At 66.2% G+C, this 17,282-nt stretch carries 15 protein-coding genes; 10 read left to right on the top strand and 5 right to left on the bottom strand.

Going from position 1 to position 17,282, the window contains the following annotated elements; all coding sequences use genetic code 11:
* Positions 1–49: 49 nt before the first annotated feature.
* The 4 genes from I6N89_RS09095 to I6N89_RS09080 all read right to left on the bottom strand — a co-directional run bounded on the left by I6N89_RS09095 (position 50) and on the right by I6N89_RS09080 (position 4,535).
* A complete protein-coding gene (locus I6N89_RS09095) occupies positions 50–1,432 on the bottom strand; it encodes an aspartate aminotransferase family protein (protein WP_207018032.1) in 1,383 nt (460 codons plus the stop codon).
* Between the two features lie 96 nt (positions 1,433–1,528).
* The gene (locus tag I6N89_RS09090; protein ID WP_207018031.1) at positions 1,529–2,812 is read right to left on the bottom strand and encodes an ArgE/DapE family deacylase; all 1,284 of its coding nucleotides are present in this window, start codon (positions 2,810–2,812) and stop codon (positions 1,529–1,531) included.
* Positions 2,809–3,837, bottom strand: coding sequence for a histone deacetylase family protein (locus I6N89_RS09085; RefSeq protein WP_207018030.1), 1,029 nt, complete (start codon positions 3,835–3,837; stop codon positions 2,809–2,811). Before I6N89_RS09085 ends, I6N89_RS09090 begins: the two co-directional genes overlap by 4 nt.
* Positions 3,834–4,535, bottom strand: coding sequence for a GntR family transcriptional regulator (locus tag I6N89_RS09080; RefSeq protein WP_207018029.1), 702 nt, complete (start codon positions 4,533–4,535; stop codon positions 3,834–3,836). The genes I6N89_RS09085 and I6N89_RS09080 overlap by 4 nt, the downstream gene beginning before the upstream one ends.
* Before the next feature lie 126 nt (positions 4,536–4,661).
* Here I6N89_RS09080 and I6N89_RS09075 point away from each other — a divergent pair, with 126 nt between their 5' ends.
* The 10 genes from I6N89_RS09075 (at position 4,662) to I6N89_RS09030 (ending at position 16,847) form a co-directional block, all read left to right on the top strand.
* Positions 4,662–5,432 (top strand): class II aldolase/adducin family protein, encoded by a 771-nt coding sequence (locus I6N89_RS09075; RefSeq protein WP_207018028.1) that lies wholly within the window; start codon positions 4,662–4,664, stop codon positions 5,430–5,432.
* 90 nt (positions 5,433–5,522) lie between these two features.
* Positions 5,523–7,070 (top strand): ABC transporter substrate-binding protein, encoded by a 1,548-nt coding sequence (locus I6N89_RS09070; RefSeq protein ID WP_207018027.1) that lies wholly within the window; start codon positions 5,523–5,525, stop codon positions 7,068–7,070.
* A 105-nt stretch (positions 7,071–7,175) separates the two neighbouring features.
* Positions 7,176–8,153: an ABC transporter permease gene (locus I6N89_RS09065; RefSeq protein WP_207018026.1), complete on the top strand. Its 978-nt coding sequence runs from the start codon at positions 7,176–7,178 to the stop codon at positions 8,151–8,153.
* Positions 8,150–8,989: an ABC transporter permease gene (locus I6N89_RS09060; RefSeq protein WP_076696005.1), complete on the top strand. Its 840-nt coding sequence runs from the start codon at positions 8,150–8,152 to the stop codon at positions 8,987–8,989. Before I6N89_RS09065 ends, I6N89_RS09060 begins: the two co-directional genes overlap by 4 nt.
* A complete protein-coding gene (locus I6N89_RS09055) occupies positions 8,986–10,605 on the top strand; it encodes an ABC transporter ATP-binding protein (protein ID WP_207018025.1) in 1,620 nt (539 codons plus the stop codon). The genes I6N89_RS09060 and I6N89_RS09055 overlap by 4 nt, the downstream gene beginning before the upstream one ends.
* Positions 10,602–11,501, top strand: coding sequence for a 2-hydroxyacid dehydrogenase (locus tag I6N89_RS09050; protein ID WP_207018024.1), 900 nt, complete (start codon positions 10,602–10,604; stop codon positions 11,499–11,501). The genes I6N89_RS09055 and I6N89_RS09050 overlap by 4 nt, the downstream gene beginning before the upstream one ends.
* A gap of 25 nt (positions 11,502–11,526) precedes the next feature.
* The gene (locus tag I6N89_RS09045; RefSeq protein ID WP_207018022.1) at positions 11,527–12,918 is read left to right on the top strand and encodes an amidase family protein; all 1,392 of its coding nucleotides are present in this window, start codon (positions 11,527–11,529) and stop codon (positions 12,916–12,918) included.
* A 263-nt stretch (positions 12,919–13,181) separates the two neighbouring features.
* Positions 13,182–14,474, top strand: a complete 1,293-nt coding sequence (locus I6N89_RS09040; protein WP_207018021.1) for a DEAD/DEAH box helicase — start codon at positions 13,182–13,184, stop codon at positions 14,472–14,474.
* Between the two features lie 438 nt (positions 14,475–14,912).
* Positions 14,913–16,064, top strand: coding sequence for an iron-containing alcohol dehydrogenase (locus tag I6N89_RS09035; RefSeq protein WP_207018020.1), 1,152 nt, complete (start codon positions 14,913–14,915; stop codon positions 16,062–16,064).
* A 144-nt stretch (positions 16,065–16,208) separates the two neighbouring features.
* On the top strand, positions 16,209–16,847 hold the full coding sequence (locus I6N89_RS09030; protein WP_207018019.1) for a helix-turn-helix domain-containing protein: 639 nt from the start codon (positions 16,209–16,211) through the stop codon (positions 16,845–16,847).
* Positions 16,848–16,850: 3 nt separating this feature from the next.
* Here I6N89_RS09030 and I6N89_RS09025 read toward each other — a convergent pair whose 3' ends face one another.
* Positions 16,851–17,054: a 4-oxalocrotonate tautomerase gene (locus I6N89_RS09025; protein WP_328805866.1), complete on the bottom strand. Its 204-nt coding sequence runs from the start codon at positions 17,052–17,054 to the stop codon at positions 16,851–16,853.
* Positions 17,055–17,282 lie beyond the last annotated feature (228 nt).

Raw genomic sequence — 17,282 nt, 5'->3', positions numbered from 1 at the left:
GTGGGCAATCCCGCCCACCGCTCTGTTCATGTGCGCTGTGGCGCGCGGCTCAGACCAGCCCTTCTTCCTTGGCCCAGTCCAACGCCCGGTCGAGCGCGCGGCCGAAGCGGGCGAGGATCTGCTCGATATCCTCTTCGGTCACGATCAGCGGCGGGCAGAAGGCCACGGTCTCATAGACCGAGCGCACGATCAGCCCTTCCTCGGCGCAGAGCGCGGTGACCTTGGCCGCCATCATGCCCGCCGGTTCGAAGGACTGGCGCTTTTCGCGGTCCTTGGCCATTTCCACGCCCGCGATCAGGCCGATGCCGCGCACCTCGCCCACCAGCGGGTGATCGGCGAATTTGCGCAGCCCCTCCTGGAACATCGGCTCCAGACGCGCCGCGTTGCCCATCAGGTCTTTCTCTTCGATGATCTTGAGGTTCTCCAGACCCACGGCACAGGCAACCGGGTGGCCGGAGCCGGTGAAGCCATGGCCGAAGGTGCCGAGCTTGGCGGTGTTGTCGGCGATGGCGTTATAGACCTTGTCGTTCACCACGATGGCGGCGAGCGGCATGTAGGACGACGTGAGCTGTTTCGAGGTCACCAGAATGTCGGGGGTAAAGCCGTAGCGCTCGCAGCCGAAGCGCGCGCCGGTGCGGCCGAACCCGTTGATCACCTCGTCGGCCACCAGCAGGATGTCGTATTTCGCGCAGATCTCGGCAACGCCGGGCCAGTACCCTTCGGGCGGGGTCATCACGCCGCCGGCGCCCATGACGGGCTCGCCGATGAAACCGGCGATGGTCTCGGGGCCTTCGGCGAGGATGGTGTCTTCGAGCTCTTTCAGCAGGCGGGCGGTGAATTCGGCCTCGCTCTCGCCCTCATTGGCGAATTTCCAGTAATGCGGCGTGGTCAGGTGGGTGACCGGGATCGCCGGCAGGTCGAAATCCTTGTGGTTCGCCGGCAGGCCGGTGAGCGAGCCGGACGCGATGGTGATGCCGTGATAGGCCTTGTTGCGGGCGAGGAATTTCTTCTTCTCCGGGCGGCCAAGGCCGTTGTTGAGGAACCAGGCCATCTTGATGACCGTGTCGTTCGCCTCTGAGCCGGAATTGGTGAAGAACACCCGGTTCAGTCCCTCGGGCGTCATCTCGACCAGCTTTTCGGCCAGGCGGATCGACGGCTCATGCGCCTTGTGCGCGAAGGTGTGGTAATAGGGCAGCTTCTTGAGCTGCTCGTATGCGACATCGGCGAGACGGGTTTCCGAAAAGCCCACGGCCACCGACCACAGCCCCGCCAGCGCCTCGATATATTCCTTGCCGTCGCTGTCATAGACGCGGGCGCCGTCGCCCTTGGTCATGATCATCGGACCCTTTTCCTCATGTAGGCGCATGTTTGTGTAAGGGTGCATCGAATGGGCGATGTCGGAGGCGTGAAGCGAATTCGGACGCTGGTTCATGGGAAACTCCGGTTTGAACGTGAGGGGAATCGTGGCGCTGGGCGCTCTGGGTCAGAGACTAGGGGAAGTGTACGGGAAAGGTCACGGAAGATTTGATCATATTTCCTCCAATCCGCACCATTCTGCGATGAATAGCGCGATGGTGCCGGTTATTCGTTTCACGGAGGACAGGCTGACCCGTTCGTCAAAGCCGTGGATCGCCTCGGAGACGGGGCCATAGACCATGCAGGGCGTGGCGCCGTAGATCACAAAGACCCGCCCGTCGAGATAGGCGGGGCTGACAAAGCTCTGCATCGGCGCGCTGTAGCTCGACAGATGCGCGCGGGCGAGCGTGCCTTCCGCTTCGGAGCCTTCCTCCAGCACGTAGCCCTCGGCGAAAAAGCCGTTGAAGACGATTTCGGGCGGGTTGTTTGCCAGGAAGGGGATACTCTCGGAGACCCGGCGCAGATGGTCCTCGATCTCGCGCGCGGCCTCGGCGGGTTTCTCGCCGGGATAGAGCGCGATGCGGCAGTCGAATTCGCACCAGGCCGGCACCGACGAAGCCCAGTCTCCGCCCGCGATCTTGCCGACATTGAAGTTGATCGGGTGGTCGAGATCCTCGAAATACCGGTGATCGGTCTTGCGGGCGTTCCAGGCCTCCTCCAGCGTGCGCAGGCCCCGGATCAGCTCATAGGCGGCCTCGATGGCATTGGCTCCCGAGCCCGCCTCGCGCACATGCACGGGCACGCCCTGCACCCGCACGCGGAACCACAGCACGCCGGTATTGGCGCGCACCAGCTTGTCATCCACCGGTTCGGGGATGATCGCCGCATCGGCCCTGTAGCCGCGCAGCAGCGCCGCCAGCGCGCCGTTGCCGGTGCATTCCTCCTCGACCACCGATTGCTGGTAGAGCGTCGCCGCCGGGCGGTAGCCAAGCCGCGCCAGCGCATCCACGGCAAAGATATTGGCGGCGATCCCGGCCTTCATGTCAGCGACGCCGCGCCCATAGAGCCAGTCGCCGTCGCGGTGCGGCTCGAAAGGCGGTGCGCTCCACATTTCCAGCGGGCCGGTGGGCACCACGTCGATATGGCCGTTGAGCACGAGGCTGCGCCCCGTCTCTTCGCGCGGGCGCAGGGTACCCACGACATTGATGGCGTTGGAATAATCGACCGTCACCGGAGAAAAGCCCGGATGGTGCCTGATCTCGTCCACGTCGATGGCCCAACGGTCCATGGCGTAGCCGCGCGTTTTGAGCGCGTCATGCAGGAAATCCTGCGCGGTGTGCTCTTGCCCGCGCAGGCTGGGATAGCGGCCGAGCGCCTCGGTAAAGGCGATCTGTTCCTCGAAGCCGGCCGCGACCTCGGCGAGAATCTTCTGTGTCAGCTCCGGCGACAGGCTCATGCCCCGCGCCCCAGAAAGCCGGTCATGAAGGAGACGAGCGAGGTGGTGAGGTCCGGCGAGAGATAACCGCCCTCCTGCACCAGCACGGTGGGATAGCCCGCCGCCGCGATCATCTCGCCGGCGCGGCGGAAGCCGTCCCAGCTTACCTGCATGCCCTTCAGCGGGTCTTTCTCATGCGCGTCGAGCCCGAGGCTGACCATCAGCGCGCCGGGCGCGAACGCGGCGATGCGCGCCAGCCCTTCGGCGATGCTCTCCAGCCAGCGCTCGTCGGTGGTGGTGCGGGGCAGGGGGATATTGAGGTTGTGCCCCGCGCCGGCGCCGCTGCCGGTCTCATGCGCATAGCCCACGAAGAACGGGTAATAGCTGTTGGGATCGGCATGGATCGACACGGTGAGCACATCGGCGCGGTCGTAAAAGATCGCCTGCGTGCCGTTGCCGTGATGCACGTCGATATCCAGCGTCGCCACCCGGTCGTGCCCCTCGCGCAGGCGGGCGGCGGCGATGGCGGAATTGTTCATCAGGCAATGGCCCGCGGTGATGTCGGCGCTGGTGTGGTGGCCGGCGGGCCGGCAGAGCGCATAGGCGGCGGCGTCGCCCGCCAGCACCGCGTCGGCGGCGGCCACGGCGCAATCGGCGGCGCGGCGCGCGGCGCGCCAGCTATGCTCGCCGATGGGGGCGGAGGTGTCGCCCATATGCCAGCCGGCGCGCCCGACGATGCTGTCGGGGTAGGTGGCAAAACTGTGCTGGGCAAAGACGTTGGGCACCACTTCGGGGCCGCAGTCGGGCAGTTTCTGCCATTCCTCCCAGGCGGTTTCCAGGAAGCTCAGGAATTGCGGCGTGTGCACCGCCTCCAGCGCTGCCTGCGGCGCCTCGGGCGGCTCTTCCGTGGGCATGGACAGCGCGTCGAGCCCGGCAAGCAGCAGCCTGGCGCGCTTGGCCCGTTCGGCGTTGCGCAGGATCTTTCCGTGGGTCAGCCGGAAGACCGGGTCATGTGCCTCGGTCTCGGGAGCGTAATAGCATTTCATTCTGTCCGGTCGCTTTCCAGTTTGCGAAACTGTTCGGTGACGAGCGTGCGCGCCTCGCCGATGTGATAGCTGATCGCCTCGACCGCCCGCGCCTCGTCGCCGCTACGCAGCGCATCGAGAATCGGCACATGGGTCTCGGCCAGCCGTTGCGGATCGTCGTAGAGCTGGCCGATCAGCATGATCGACAGCTCGGTCTCGACGGCGATCTGTTCGAAGACCGCGAGATATCGCGGGTTGCCCGATCCGGCGCAGAGCAGCCGGTGAAACTGCATGTCGGCCTCGACCTGGGTCAGCATGTCGAAGTCCGGCCCGGCAACGCGGTGCAGCTCGTCGATCTGGGCGGCGAGCCTCGCCTCGGTCTCGCCCAGCCCGTTGCGGATCAGCCGGCGGATCACGGCGGTCTCGATCACCAGGCGGAATTCGTAGAGATCGTCCAGCTCGCGAGAGGTGAAGCCGCGCACGAAAAAGCCGCGATTGGGCTCGTAGGTCACCAGCCCGGTGGTCTCCAGCAGCCGCGCCGCCTCGCGCACCGGGGCGCGGCTGACGCCGAGCTGCCGTGCCACCACCGATTCGGAAAGCCGTGCGCCGGGGGCCAATTGACCGGTGACGATGGCCTTGCTCAGCCGCCGCGCGACGCGCTGAACGAGCCCCTCGCGGTCGATAGGCCGAAATCCGTCACTGTCGTTCTGCTGGTCCATGTCGCCGGGGGTGAAAGCACATCTTTCGGTCAGGTTAATTGTCTTTCTGTCGACTGTCGACAATTTCCTTGACCAAAGATGTGGGAATGTTCTTTCTTTAGGCAGACAACGGAAAGGATGACTCTCATGCCCGACGGTGCGGTGGAACAGACGGTTTCCCGGATGCGACGCGATCTAGCGGCGGCCTACCGGCTGATCGCGCTCTTCGGGATGGATGACGGCATCTACACCCATATCTCGGCGCGCATGCCGGACGGGCCGGGGGGCGAGAAGCGCTTTCTGCTGAACCCCTACGGCCTGCGCTTCGACGAGGTGACGGCGGCCAATCTGGTCACCGTGGACGAGACCGGCGCGGTGATTGACGACCCCTATGGCGCCGGCGTGAACGCGGCGGGCTTTACCATCCATTCCGCCGTGCACATGGCGCGCCACGATGCCGCCTGCGTGCTGCACACCCATACGGTGGCGGGGGTGGCGGTCTCGTCGGTGCGCGAGGGGGTGCTGCCGCTCAACCAGTGGTCGGCGCAGTTCCACAACCGCATCGCCTTTCACGATTACGAGGGCATCGCGCTCAACCTCGAAGAGCGCGCCCGCATCGTCGCCGATCTCGGCGAGAAACAGGTCATGCTGCTGCGCAATCACGGCACGCTGATCCTCGGCCGTTCGGTGGCCGAGGCGGTGAAGCTGGCGATCAATCTCGAACGCTCCTGCAAGGCGCAGGTGGCGGCGCTGAGCATGGGGCTGACGCCGGTGGTGCTCTCCGACGAGGTGGCCGAACATACCGCCCGGCAATATCAATCCGCCTATGACAAGCAGGAAGAGCGGGGCGGACGCGATCCCGAATGGGACGCCTATCTGCGCCAGCTCGAAACGGCGGCCCCCGGCTATCAGGGATAGCCCTTCGTCCGCTCCGGCCTGATCCGGGGCGGCAGAGTCCGCGACAAGACGGACCGAACCTCAGAACCGGAAAAAACCGACAGGGAAACCATGAAACATCTCAAAGCGACAACCTTTCTGATCGCCGCCGCGCTGGCGGCGCCGCTTGCCGCGCAAGAGGCCGGCGGGCGTCTCGATATCGTTGTGCAGCCGGAACCGCCGGGGCTCATGCTGGGGCTGGTGCAGAACGGCCCGACCCAGCTCGTGGCCGGCGACATCTACGAGGGCCTGCTGATCTACAACACCGATCTCGAACCCCAGCCGGGGCTGGCGGAAAGCTGGGAGATCTCGGAGGACGGCCTCACCTATACCTTCAAGCTGCACGAGGGGGTGAAGTGGCACGACGGTGAGGATTTCACCGCCGATGACGTCGTGTTCTCGGCCGATGTCTTCCTGCGCGAGACCCATGCCCGCCTGCGCGCCTCGCTGGCCTATGTGGAGAGCGTCACCGCGCTCGATCCGCTGACCGTCGAGTTCAAGCTGAAAGAGCCCTTCGGCCCGTTCATCAGCGTCTTCGAGGCGGCGACCATGCCGATGATCCCCAAACATATCTACGAGGGCACCGATTTCGCCACCAACGAGATGAACGCCACGCCCATCGGCACCGGCCCGTTCAAGTTCGATGAATGGGTGAAGGGCAGCTATATCCATCTGGTCAAGAACGAGGAGTACTATATCGACGGTCTGCCCTATCTCGACGAGGTCTATTACCGGGTGATCCCCGACGCCGCCTCGCGCGCGGTGGCCTTCGAGACGGGCGAGGTCGATGTGCTGCCCGGCGGTTCGGTGGAGAACTGGGACGTGCCGCGCCTGACCGAGATGGAGGGCGTTTGCTCCACCGGCGAGGGCTGGGAATTCTTCGCGCCGCATGCCTGGATGTGGCTGAACAACCGCGAGGGTCCGACCTCGAACAAGCTGTTCCGTCAGGCCGTCATGTACGCGATGAACCGCGAATTCATGAAGGATGTCGTCTGGAACGGCTTCGGCAACGTGCCCACCGGCCCGATCTCGTCCAAGACGAATTTCTATTCCGACGACGTCACCCATTACGACTACAACCCCGACAAGGCCAAGGAGCTGCTGGCCGAGATGGGCTATGACGGCGAGCCGGTGCGCATCCTGCCGCTGCCCTATGGCGAGACCTGGCAGCGCTGGGCCGAGGCGGTGCGCCAGAACCTCACCGAGGTCGGCATCAATGTCGAGATCGACAGCGCCGATGTCGCCGGCTGGAACGAGAAGACCTCCCAGTGGGATTACGACATGGCCTTCACCTATCTCTACCAGTACGGCGATCCGGCGCTGGGCGTGTCGCGGAACTATACCGCCGACCGCATCCAGAAGGGCAGCCCCTGGAACAATGTCGAGGGCTACGAGAATCCCGAGCTCGACGAGAAATGGTTCGCCGCAGCCACCATGGTGTCGCCGGAAGAGCGCCAGGCCGCCTATGAGGAGATCCAGAAGGAGATCGTCGACGATGTGCCGGTTGCCTGGATGCTGGAGCTGGAATTCCCGACGATCTACCGCTGCAACGTCAAGGATCTCGTGACCACCGGCATCGGTGTGAATGACGGCCCGCGCAACGCGTGGATCGAGAAGTAATCCCGAGTTCGGGCCGGATCGTCCCTTTTCCGGCCCGGTAAAAGGCACTGCCCCGTCACCCCGGCGGGGCAGTGCCCGCAGATCCAAACTTCTCCGCGAGGACGCATGACAGCCCTCATCGCCACCCTTTCGCGCGTCGTCAAAGCGGCGGCGACGCTGCTTGCCATTGCGGTGCTGAATTTCTTCCTGCTGCACGCCGCCCCCGGCGATCCGGCGGTGGTGCTGGCCGGCGAGGCCGGTGCCGCCGACGAGCAGATGATCGAACAGCTGCGCGAGCGCTTCGGCCTCGATCAGCCCTTCTACGTCCAGCTCGGCAAATATGTCGGCGGCATCGTGCAGGGCGATCTGGGCTATTCCTTCCGCCAGGGCGCGCCGGTGATCGACCTCATCGCCGAGCGGCTGCCCGCCACGCTGCTGCTGACGCTGACCGCCTTCGTGATCTCGCTGAGCTGCGGCATCGCGCTGGGGGTCGCGGCGGCGGCGCGGGTCGGCAAGGTGTCGGATTCGCTGCTGACCACGCTGGCGCTGCTGTTCTACGCCACGCCGCTCTACTGGCTGGCGCTGATGGCGGTGCTGGTGTTCTCGGTCTGGCTCGGCTGGTTGCCCGGCTTCGGCTACGAGACCGTGGGTTCGGCCTATTCCGGCTTTGCCCGCGCGCTCGATATCCTCAAACACCTGATCCTGCCGGCGCTGACGCTGGGGCTGTTCTTCATGGCGGTCTATATGCGCATGACACGCGCCTCGATGCTGGAGGTCTCGACCGCCGATTTCGTCAAGACCGCCAAGGCCAAGGGCCTGTCCGGCCCGGTGATCCGCCGCCGCCACATCCTGCGCAACGCCATCCTGCCGGTGGTCACGCTGGCGGGGCTTCAGGCCGGCCAGCTCGTGGGCGGCGCGGTGCTGACCGAGACGGTCTTTGCCTGGCCCGGCATCGGGCGGCTGATGTTCGAGAGCCTCGCGGCGCGGGATTACAACACCATTCTCGGGGTCTTCCTCGTCTCCGCGGCCATGGTGATCCTGTTCAATATCGTGACCGACATCGTCTATCGCATCGTCGATCCCCGTATCGGAGCGCGCTCATGAGCATGTGGAAACGCTTCTCCTCCAATATCGGTGCCATGGTGGGCGTGCTGCTGCTGCTCACCGTGATCTTTATCGCGATCTTTGCGCCGCTGCTCTTCTCCCACGACCCCTGGCAGATGGTGCAGCGGCCCTTCCTCGCGCCCTTCACCATGCAGGCGCTGCCGCTCGGCACCGACACGCTGGGCCGCGACGTGGCGGCACAGCTTGCCTATGGCGCGCGGGTGTCGCTGCTGGTGGGGCTGGTCTCGACCCTGGTGGCGCTGCTGATCGGCGTGCCGCTGGGGGCGCTCGCAGGTTTCTATGGCGGCTATGTCGACGAGGGCGCCATGCGCTTCACCGAGTTTTTCCAGACCATCCCCAATTTCGCGCTGGCCATCGTGCTGGTGGCAATCTTCGAGCCGACGCTGGCCTCGATCACGCTCGCCATTGCCATCGTGAGCTGGCCGCCGGTGGCGCGCCTCGTGCGGGCCGAGGTGATGTCGGTGCGCAAGCGCGAATTCGTAGATGCGGCCACGCTGGCCGGCCTGTCGAAACCGCGCATTCTGGTGCGTCAGGTGCTGCCCAACACCGTCTCGCCGATCATCGTCATGGCCTCGCTCATGGTCGCCACCGCGATCCTGCTGGAAAGCTCGCTCTCCTTCCTCGGCCTCGGCGATCCCAACGCCATGAGCTGGGGCTACATGATCGGCGCCGCGCGGACGGTGATCCGGTCGAGCTGGTGGCTGAGCTTCTTCCCCGGCATCGCCATCGTCATCACGGTGCTGGCGCTGAACCTGATCGGAGAGGGGCTGAACGACGCGCTGAACCCGCATCTGTCGCGGAAGGGCAAGGCATGAGCACGACACTTTCCATCGAGCATCTGACCATCGGCCTGCCGCAGGGCGCCGACCGGCCCTTTGCGGTCGAGGATGTGAGCATGTCCATCGAGAAGGGCGAGATCCTCTGCGTGGTGGGCGAAAGCGGCAGCGGAAAATCCATGACCGCCAACGCGCTGATGGGCCTCTTGCCGCCCGGCGTGAGCGTGAAGGCCGGCCGCGCCATGTTCGAGGCGCGCGACGTGCTGCGCCTGCCGGAGGCGGAGAAACAGGCGCTGCGCGGCGCCTCCACCGCGATGATCTTTCAGGAGCCGATGACCGCGCTCAACCCGCTGATGCGCATCGGCGACCAGATCGCCGAGGTGTTTGCCGCGCATGACCGTTTCACGCAATCGGAACGGCGCGAGAAGGCGCTGGCGCTGATCCGCGAGGTGCAGCTTCCCGACCCGGAAAAGATCATCCGCGCCTATCCGTTCCAGCTCTCGGGCGGGCAGCGGCAGCGGGCGATGATCGCCATGGCGCTGGCGCTGGAGCCGAAACTGCTCATCGCCGACGAGCCGACCACGGCGCTGGATGTGACGACACAGGCGCAGATCCTGAAACTCATTCTGGATCTGCGCGAGAAACGCGGGATGGCGGTGATGTTCATCACCCATGATTTCGGCGTGGTGGCGGAGATCGCCGACCGGGTGATCGTCATGCGCGAGGGCAGGGTGGTCGAACGCGGCGCCGCGGCGGAGGTGCTGGGCAACCCCCAGCACGAGTACACCAAGCGCCTGCTCGATGCGATCCCCACCGGCACGCTGCCCGACGCGCGGCAGCTCAGCGCCACCCCGGCGCTGGAGATCAAGGGGCTGCGCAAGATCTACCGCACCGGCGGCGGGCTCTTCAAACCGGTGCGCGAGGTGCGGGCGGTGGACGATGTCTCGCTCACCGTGGCGCGCGGCGAGGTGCTGGGGCTGGTGGGCGAAAGCGGCTCCGGCAAATCCACGCTGGGGCGCACGGCGGTGCGGCTGGTCACCCCCGATGGCGGGCAGGTGCTGGTGGGCGGCACCGATCTGGCAGCCCTCAGCGACGAAGACCTGCGCAAGCAGCGCCACAAGGTGCAGATGGTGTTTCAGGACCCCTACGCCTCGCTCAACCCGCGCCAGCGCATCATGGGGGCGATCACCGACGGCCCGATCACGCGCGGCATTCCCCGCAAAGAGGCCGAGGCCCGCGCCCGCGAGCTGCTGGAAATCGTCGGGCTCGGCGCCGATGCCGCCAGCCGCTTCCCGCATGAATTCTCCGGTGGTCAGCGCCAGCGCATCGGCATCGCCCGGGCGCTCGCCATGGACCCGGAGCTGATCATCGCCGACGAGGCGGTCTCGGCGCTCGACGTGTCGATCCAGGCGCAGGTGCTGGACCTGCTGCGCGAGCTGCGTGAAAAGCTGGAATTGTCGATCCTCTTCATCACCCACGATCTGCGCGTCGCCGCCCAGCTCTGCGACCGTATCGCGGTGATGCAGAAGGGCAAGCTGGTGGAGATCGGTACGGTGCACGAGATTTTCCTCTCGCCGCAGCAGGACTACACCCGCCAGCTCCTCGCGGCGGTGCCCGGCGCCGATTGGGAGCAGCAAAGGACCGCAAGCGCATGATCGGTGTCGTCACCAATGCCGGTTTCGACATGTACCCTTATTACCGGCCCTATTTCGAAACCGAGGCGCCGGAGATCCGGGTGGTTGCGCCCGAGAGCGTCGAGCGGCCGGAGCAGGTCTCTTTCGTCTTCACCTTCCAGCCGGCGGAGGATGCCTTTGCGCCCTATCCCAACCTGCGCGCGATCTTCTCCGCCGGGGCGGGGACGGATGCGATCATGGCCTGCCCCTCGCGCCCCGAGGGCGTGCCGGTGTTCCGGGTCGAGGATGACGATCAGGCGCTTCAGATGGCCGGGTATGCTGCCTTTCACGTTCACTGGCATCACCGTCACATGGCGCTCTATCTCGCCCGGCAGCGCGCGCGGGTCTGGCAGCGCGAGATCGCCCGGCTCTCGCCGACCCACAAACGCGTGGGCATTCTGGGTTTCGGTCATATGGGCCGCGCCATTGCGCGCGGGCTGATGGTGCTGGGCTATCCGGTCGCGGGTTATTCCCGCTCGGCCCCGCAGCCGCCCGAGCCCGGCATGCGGCATTTCCGGGAGGGTCAGCTCGACGCGTTTCTGGCGGAGACCGACATCCTGATCAACGTGCTGCCGCTTACCGAGCAGACGCGCGGCATGATCGACGAGGCCTTCCTGCGCAAGCTGCCGCACGGCGCGGCGCTCATACAGATGGGCCGGGGTGGGCAGGTGGACGAGGCGGCGCTTTTGCGCCTGCTCGACGAGGGCCATCTCTGCGGCGCCACGCTCGACGTGTTCGAGACCGAGCCCCTGCCGGCTGACAGCCCGCTCTGGGCGCATCCCAAGGTGGTGATCACGCCGCATGTGGCCTCCATCCCCGAGCCGACCTTTGTCGTGCGTAGCATCCGCGACCGGATGCGGGCGCTTGGCGGCGGCTGACCCTCTTTCAAAGGCATTTCCGACCATGGACCACAACGATCTCTCCGCCCGCGAGCTCGCCGCCCGCATCCGCCGGGGCGAGCTCCGGGCCACGACCGTCATCCGCGACACGCTCGACCGCATCGCGCGCATCAATCCGCAGATCAACGCCATCGTGCAGGATTGCGGCGCCGACGCCATGGCGGAGGCCGAGGCGCTCGACCGGCGCATCGCGGACGGTCAGCAGGTGGGCGTTCTGGCGGGGGTGCCGGTGACCACAAAGGTGGTGTCGGATCAGAAGGGCTATGCCACCACCAACGGCACATGGCTCTTTCAGGATGTGATCGCGCCGCAGGACAACCCGTTCCTGCGTCATATGCGGCAGAAGGATGCCATCGTCGTCGGGCGCACCAATACCCCGGCCTTTTCCTATCGCTGGTTTACCACCAATGCGGTGCATGGCGAGACGAAGAACCCGCACAACCCCGCGCTGACCGCCGGCGGCTCCTCGGGCGGGGCGGCGGCTGCGGCGGCCACGGGGCTTGGCCATATCGCTCATGGCACCGATATCGCGGGCTCGATCCGCTATCCCGCCTATGCCTGCGGCATCCACGGGCTGCGCCCGACCTCGGGGCGCGTGCCGCAGTTCAACCATTCCGGCCCCGACCGGGGGATCGGGCCGCAGATCATGGCGGTCTCAGGCCCGCTGGCGCGGCGCGTCGACGACCTGCGGCTGGGTCTGGAGGCGATGGCGGGCTATGCGCCCGACGATCCCTGGACGGCGCCGGTGCCGCTCACCGGGCCGGCCTTCCGCCGCCGCGTGGCGCTGGTCAAACGCCCCGGCGGGATCGACACCGATCCGCGTATTCTCGACGATCTCGATCGCGCCGCAGCGCTCTTCCGCGCTGCCGGATGGGAGGTCGAAGAGCCCACGGAGCTGCCCGATCTGCGCGAGGCGGTGCAGCTTCAGATCGACCTCTGGCTCTCGGACGGGCACGAGGCCAAGCTGGCACAGGCCGAGCAGGAGGGCGACGCCGGCGCCGTTGCGCTGCTGCGCCATTATGCCGACCGCGCGGCGGCCATCGACGTGGCACGCTTCGGCGAGATCTTTGCGCGCCGCTCGGCGCTGATCCGGGCCTGGCGCGGCTTTCTGGAGGATTATCCGGTGGTGCTCATGCCGGTCTCGGGCGAGCTGCCCTTCCAGCAGGACGAAGACCTGCGCGGCGGCGACGTGCTGACCCGGCTCTGGGAAGTCCAGCTGCCGCAGATCGCCATCCCGCTTCTGGCGCTGCCCGGGCTCTCGGTGGCCTCCGGCGTGGTGGACGGCATCCCCTCCGGCGTGCAGCTCGTGGCGCCGCCCTGGCGCGAGGATATCTGCCTGGAGGCGGGCGAGCTGCTCGAACGCGGCTTTGGCTTTCCGGCGCTGCTGCCGCGATAAAGCTTGACAGAAGCGCTTTCAGGGCCCAAATGGGCAGGTAACGCTGCGCTGCCGCGTGAGCTAGCCGCGCCCGCATAAAGGGCGCATCAGCGTTGCCCAGTCCGATTCCCCATCACGCAGGGTTCTCGATGCGACGGCCGGATGGCGCGGGATACGCCCGCCTGTCCCGAGGCCGCGCCGCACCCTGGCCGCGCCGCCGTTCCGGCGTCCGGCACGCTTTGCCGCGCACCTGATGAGGGTCGCGGTTCGACAAAGGATATCTCTTGTTCGATTTCGACATGCTCGGCCTCTCGCCGGCGCTCAACGACGCCCTGAACCGCAACGGTTTCAAGGAACCCACCCCGATCCAGAACCAGGCGATCCCGCTGGCGCTCGAAGGCCACGATGTGCTGGGCCTCGCCCAGACCGGCACCGGCAAGACGCTGGCCTTCGGCCTGCCGCTGATCGACCGGCTGCTGCAAAGCCCCGGCAAACCCGCGCCCAAGACGGTCAAGGCGCTGATCCTGGCGCCGACCCGCGAGCTGGTGAACCAGATTGCCGAGAGCCTCAAGCAGCTCACCGACGGCACCCGCATCCGCGTCTCGACCGTGGTCGGCGGCCAGTCCATCAACCGGCAGATCAATTTCCTGTCGCGCGGCACCGATATTCTGGTGGCCACGCCGGGCCGGCTCATCGACCTGATGGAGCGGCGCGCGGTGGATCTGTCCTCCGCCAGCTATCTGGTGCTGGACGAGGCCGACCAGATGCTCGACCTCGGTTTCATCCACGCGCTGCGCAAGATCGCGCCGGCGCTGGGGACGCCGCGCCAGACCATGCTGTTCTCGGCCACCATGCCGAAGCAGATGGAAGAGCTGAGCGCCGCCTATCTCAACAATCCGCGCAAGGTGCAGGTCTCGCCTCCGGGCAAGGCCGCCGACAAGATCACCCAGTCGGTGCACTTCCTTGAAAAACCGGCCAAGCCGCGCAAGCTGCGCGAGATCCTGTCGATGGATACCGACGCGCTGACGCTGGTCTTTGCGCGCACCAAGCACGGTGCCGAAAAGCTGATGAAGGGGCTGGTGGCCGACGGGTTCAACGCCGCCTCGATCCACGGCAACAAGAGCCAGGGCCAGCGTGACCGCGCCATCAAGGCGTTCCGCGAGGGCACGATCAACGTGCTGGTGGCAACCGATGTGGCGGCACGCGGCATCGACATTCCGGGCGTGGCCTATGTGGTCAACTACGATCTGCCCGAGGTGCCGGACAACTATGTGCACCGCATCGGCCGCACCGCGCGCGCCGGGCGCGAGGGCGAGGCGATTGCACTCTGTGCGCCGGACGAGGCGGACCTGCTGCGCCAGATCCAGCGCCTGATGAAGATCGACATTCCCGTGGCCAGCGGCGAGGCGCCCGAAGAGCTGACCTCCGGTGGCGGGCAGGGGCGCCGTGGCGGCCCGTCGCGTCGCCGTGGCGGCGGTGGCGGCGGCAAGCCGGGCGGGTTCAACAAGGGCGCCGGTGGCGGTGCCGCGAAACCCGGTCAGGCCCGGCGCCGGCGTCCGCGCCGCCGCGCGGCCTGAGCCAATTTATCATGTTTCGAAACGGGGCGGTTTTCCGCCCCGTTTCCATGTCCGGCTGCCGCTAAAGCCGCGCCGCGATCTGTCCGGCGCCAAGCGCGCCGACCGAGATTTTGGGCGCATTGGCGTTGCCGCCGACCATTTGGGGCGGGTGCGCAGCTCTGCCATACGCTTGCGAGAGTGCTGTCGAAGACCATCGCGCTGGTGCGCGGGTGACATGTGCCATGCCGAGACAGGCGCGGAGCTGGAGATTGGCCAGCTTGACGGGGGGCAAAAACGGCTTGCGGCGCACGTCGCAGCCTTCCTTCATTTGGTCCCGACGAAATCGCGCACGGGGGAGAGAGTGCCGCGCTTGAGGCTCGCCTTGCCCCTTGTCGTTTCCTATGGTGCCCGCGACGACGGGCGCGTCAACGCGCCCGGACGAGACCGAAAGGACGCTCCATGACCCTCTATGCAAACTGGTCCTATCCGACCGCCATCCGCTTCGGTGCCGGTCGTATCGAAGAGCTGCCCGAAGCCTGCCATGCCGCCGGGATCTCCAAGCCGCTGCTGGTCACCGACCGGGGGCTGGCGGATCTGCCGATCACCGCACAGGCGCTGGATATCCTCCGCCGCGCCGGGCTCGAAGCCGATCTCTTCGCCGATGTCGACCCGAACCCGACCGAGCGCAATCTCGGTGTCGGCGTGGTGACCTTCAAGCAGGGACGGCATGACGGGGTGATCGCCTTCGGTGGCGGCTCGGGGCTGGATCTGGGCAAGCTCGTCGCCTTCATGGCGGGGCAGACGCGGCCGGTATGGGATTTCGAGGATATCGGCGACTGGTGGACCCGCGCCGATGCCGACGCCATCGCGCCCATCGTGGCGGTGCCCACCACCGCCGGCACCGGCTCGGAGGTGGGCCGCGCTGCGGTGCTGACCAATGCGGAGACCCATCAGAAAAAGATCCTCTTTCATCCCAGAATGCTGCCCGCGCAGGTGATTTGCGACCCGGAGCTGACCGTGGGCATGCCGCCCGCGATTACCGCCGGCACCGGCATGGACGCCTTTGCCCATTGTCTGGAGGCCTATTGCTCGCCCGCCTATCACCCGATGGGCGACGGCATCGCGCTGGAGGGCATGCGGCTCTGCAAGGAATACCTTTTGCACGCCTACAGGGACGGCAGCGATATCGAGGCGCGCGCGCAGATGATGACGGCCGCCGCGGCCGGCGCGACGGCGTTCCAGAAGGGGCTGGGCGCGATCCATTCGCTGAGCCACCCCATAGGCGCGCACTACGATACCCATCACGGCACCACCAACGGCGTGGTCATGCTGCCGGTGCTGCGCTTCAACCGCCCGGCGGTGGAAGAGAAACTCGCCCGGGCCGGCGCCTATCTCGGGCTGGCGCCGAGCTTCGATGCCTTCTACGATTTCGTGGCGGAGCTTATCTCCGGACTGGATATTCCCGCCACGCTCGATGGGCTGGGTGTCACCGACCCGGATTTCGATATACTCTGCGCGTCAGCGCTCAAGGATCCGACGGCGGGAACCAACCCGGTCGCCCTGAGTTCTGACAACATACTGCCGCTCTACAGGAGCTGCTTTCAAGACTGAGGTGTGAATGACGATCCATAACCGGTTTGCCCCCCGTTTCAGCCCTGCGCTTTGCCAGCCGGGCATGCTCTTGTTGGACGGAGGCTTGACATGACCGCCGCCGCCCCTGCACGACGGGACACCCCAACCGGTGATGGAAAGACAATGAAGAACGGCTCCCGGTCGAAACTGACCCAGAACCCGCACGCCGTCCGCGAGCAGCGCGAAAAGAATCTCGAAGTGGCCATCGGGCGCCAGGTGCGCGATCTGCGCAAGCGCCAGCGCATGACCGGTTCGGAGCTGGCGCAGCAGACCGGCCTGTCTGTCGGCATGCTGTCGAAGATCGAGAACGGCGTGATCTCGCCTTCGCTCAACACGCTTCAGGCGCTGGCCAACGCGCTGCGGGTGCCGCTGGTGCAGCTGTTTTCCGGCTTCGAAGAGCCGCGCGGCGCGATGCATGTCAAAGCTGGCCAGGGGGTCGAAATCGAGCGCGCGGGCACCCGCGCCGGCCATCAGTACAACTTGCTTGGCCATATCGGATCGAACAATTCCGGCGTGGTGGTGGAGCCTTATCTCATCACACTCAACAGCGATTCCGACCGTTTCCCGGCGTTCCAGCACGAGGGGATCGAGCTGATCTACATGCTCGACGGCGTGCTCGATTACCGCCATGGTGACCAGCTCTTCCTGCTGGAACCGGGCGACTCGCTTCTCTTCGATTCCGACGCCCCGCATGGGCCCGAGGGGCTGGTCGAGCTGCCGGCGCGCTACCTGTCGATCATCACCTATCCGCAGGCGAGATAGACCTCAGCGCGCCGCCTTCATCTCCAGCGCGCGCTCGGTCGTCCAGACGCTCTCGGCACCGCCCCAGCAGCCGCTGCGGACCTCATGAACGCGCACCGAGGTGTTTTCCTGCATCTTCGGCCCCGCGACGCGCCCGAAGGCGCGGGCGGTCTCGCGGATCATCCGCTGTTTTTCCTCGTCGCTGAAAACGCCCTCCAGAACGTGGATGTCTATCAGTGGTATGTGGATCTTCCTTCGGCTGGAAAATATGACTGTTCAGATCTCATCAGCATACAGGACAGGCGTTTGCCGCGAAATCTCCCCCAGAGCCGGGGCGATCTGGGCGGACAATGGGCAACTCCCACGTTGCACAGGCCATTTCCTTAAAGTGAAGCGTTTCTTTGGACAAACGGGCGCTACGGTTGCTCTCTCAATATAGAGCGCGGACTCGTCCTG

The sequence above is a fragment of the Salipiger abyssi genome (genome assembly GCF_017311415.1).
GTDB classification, from domain to species: domain Bacteria; phylum Pseudomonadota; class Alphaproteobacteria; order Rhodobacterales; family Rhodobacteraceae; genus Salipiger; species Salipiger abyssi_A.
This window is presented reverse-complemented; position numbering and strand designations above follow the sequence as displayed.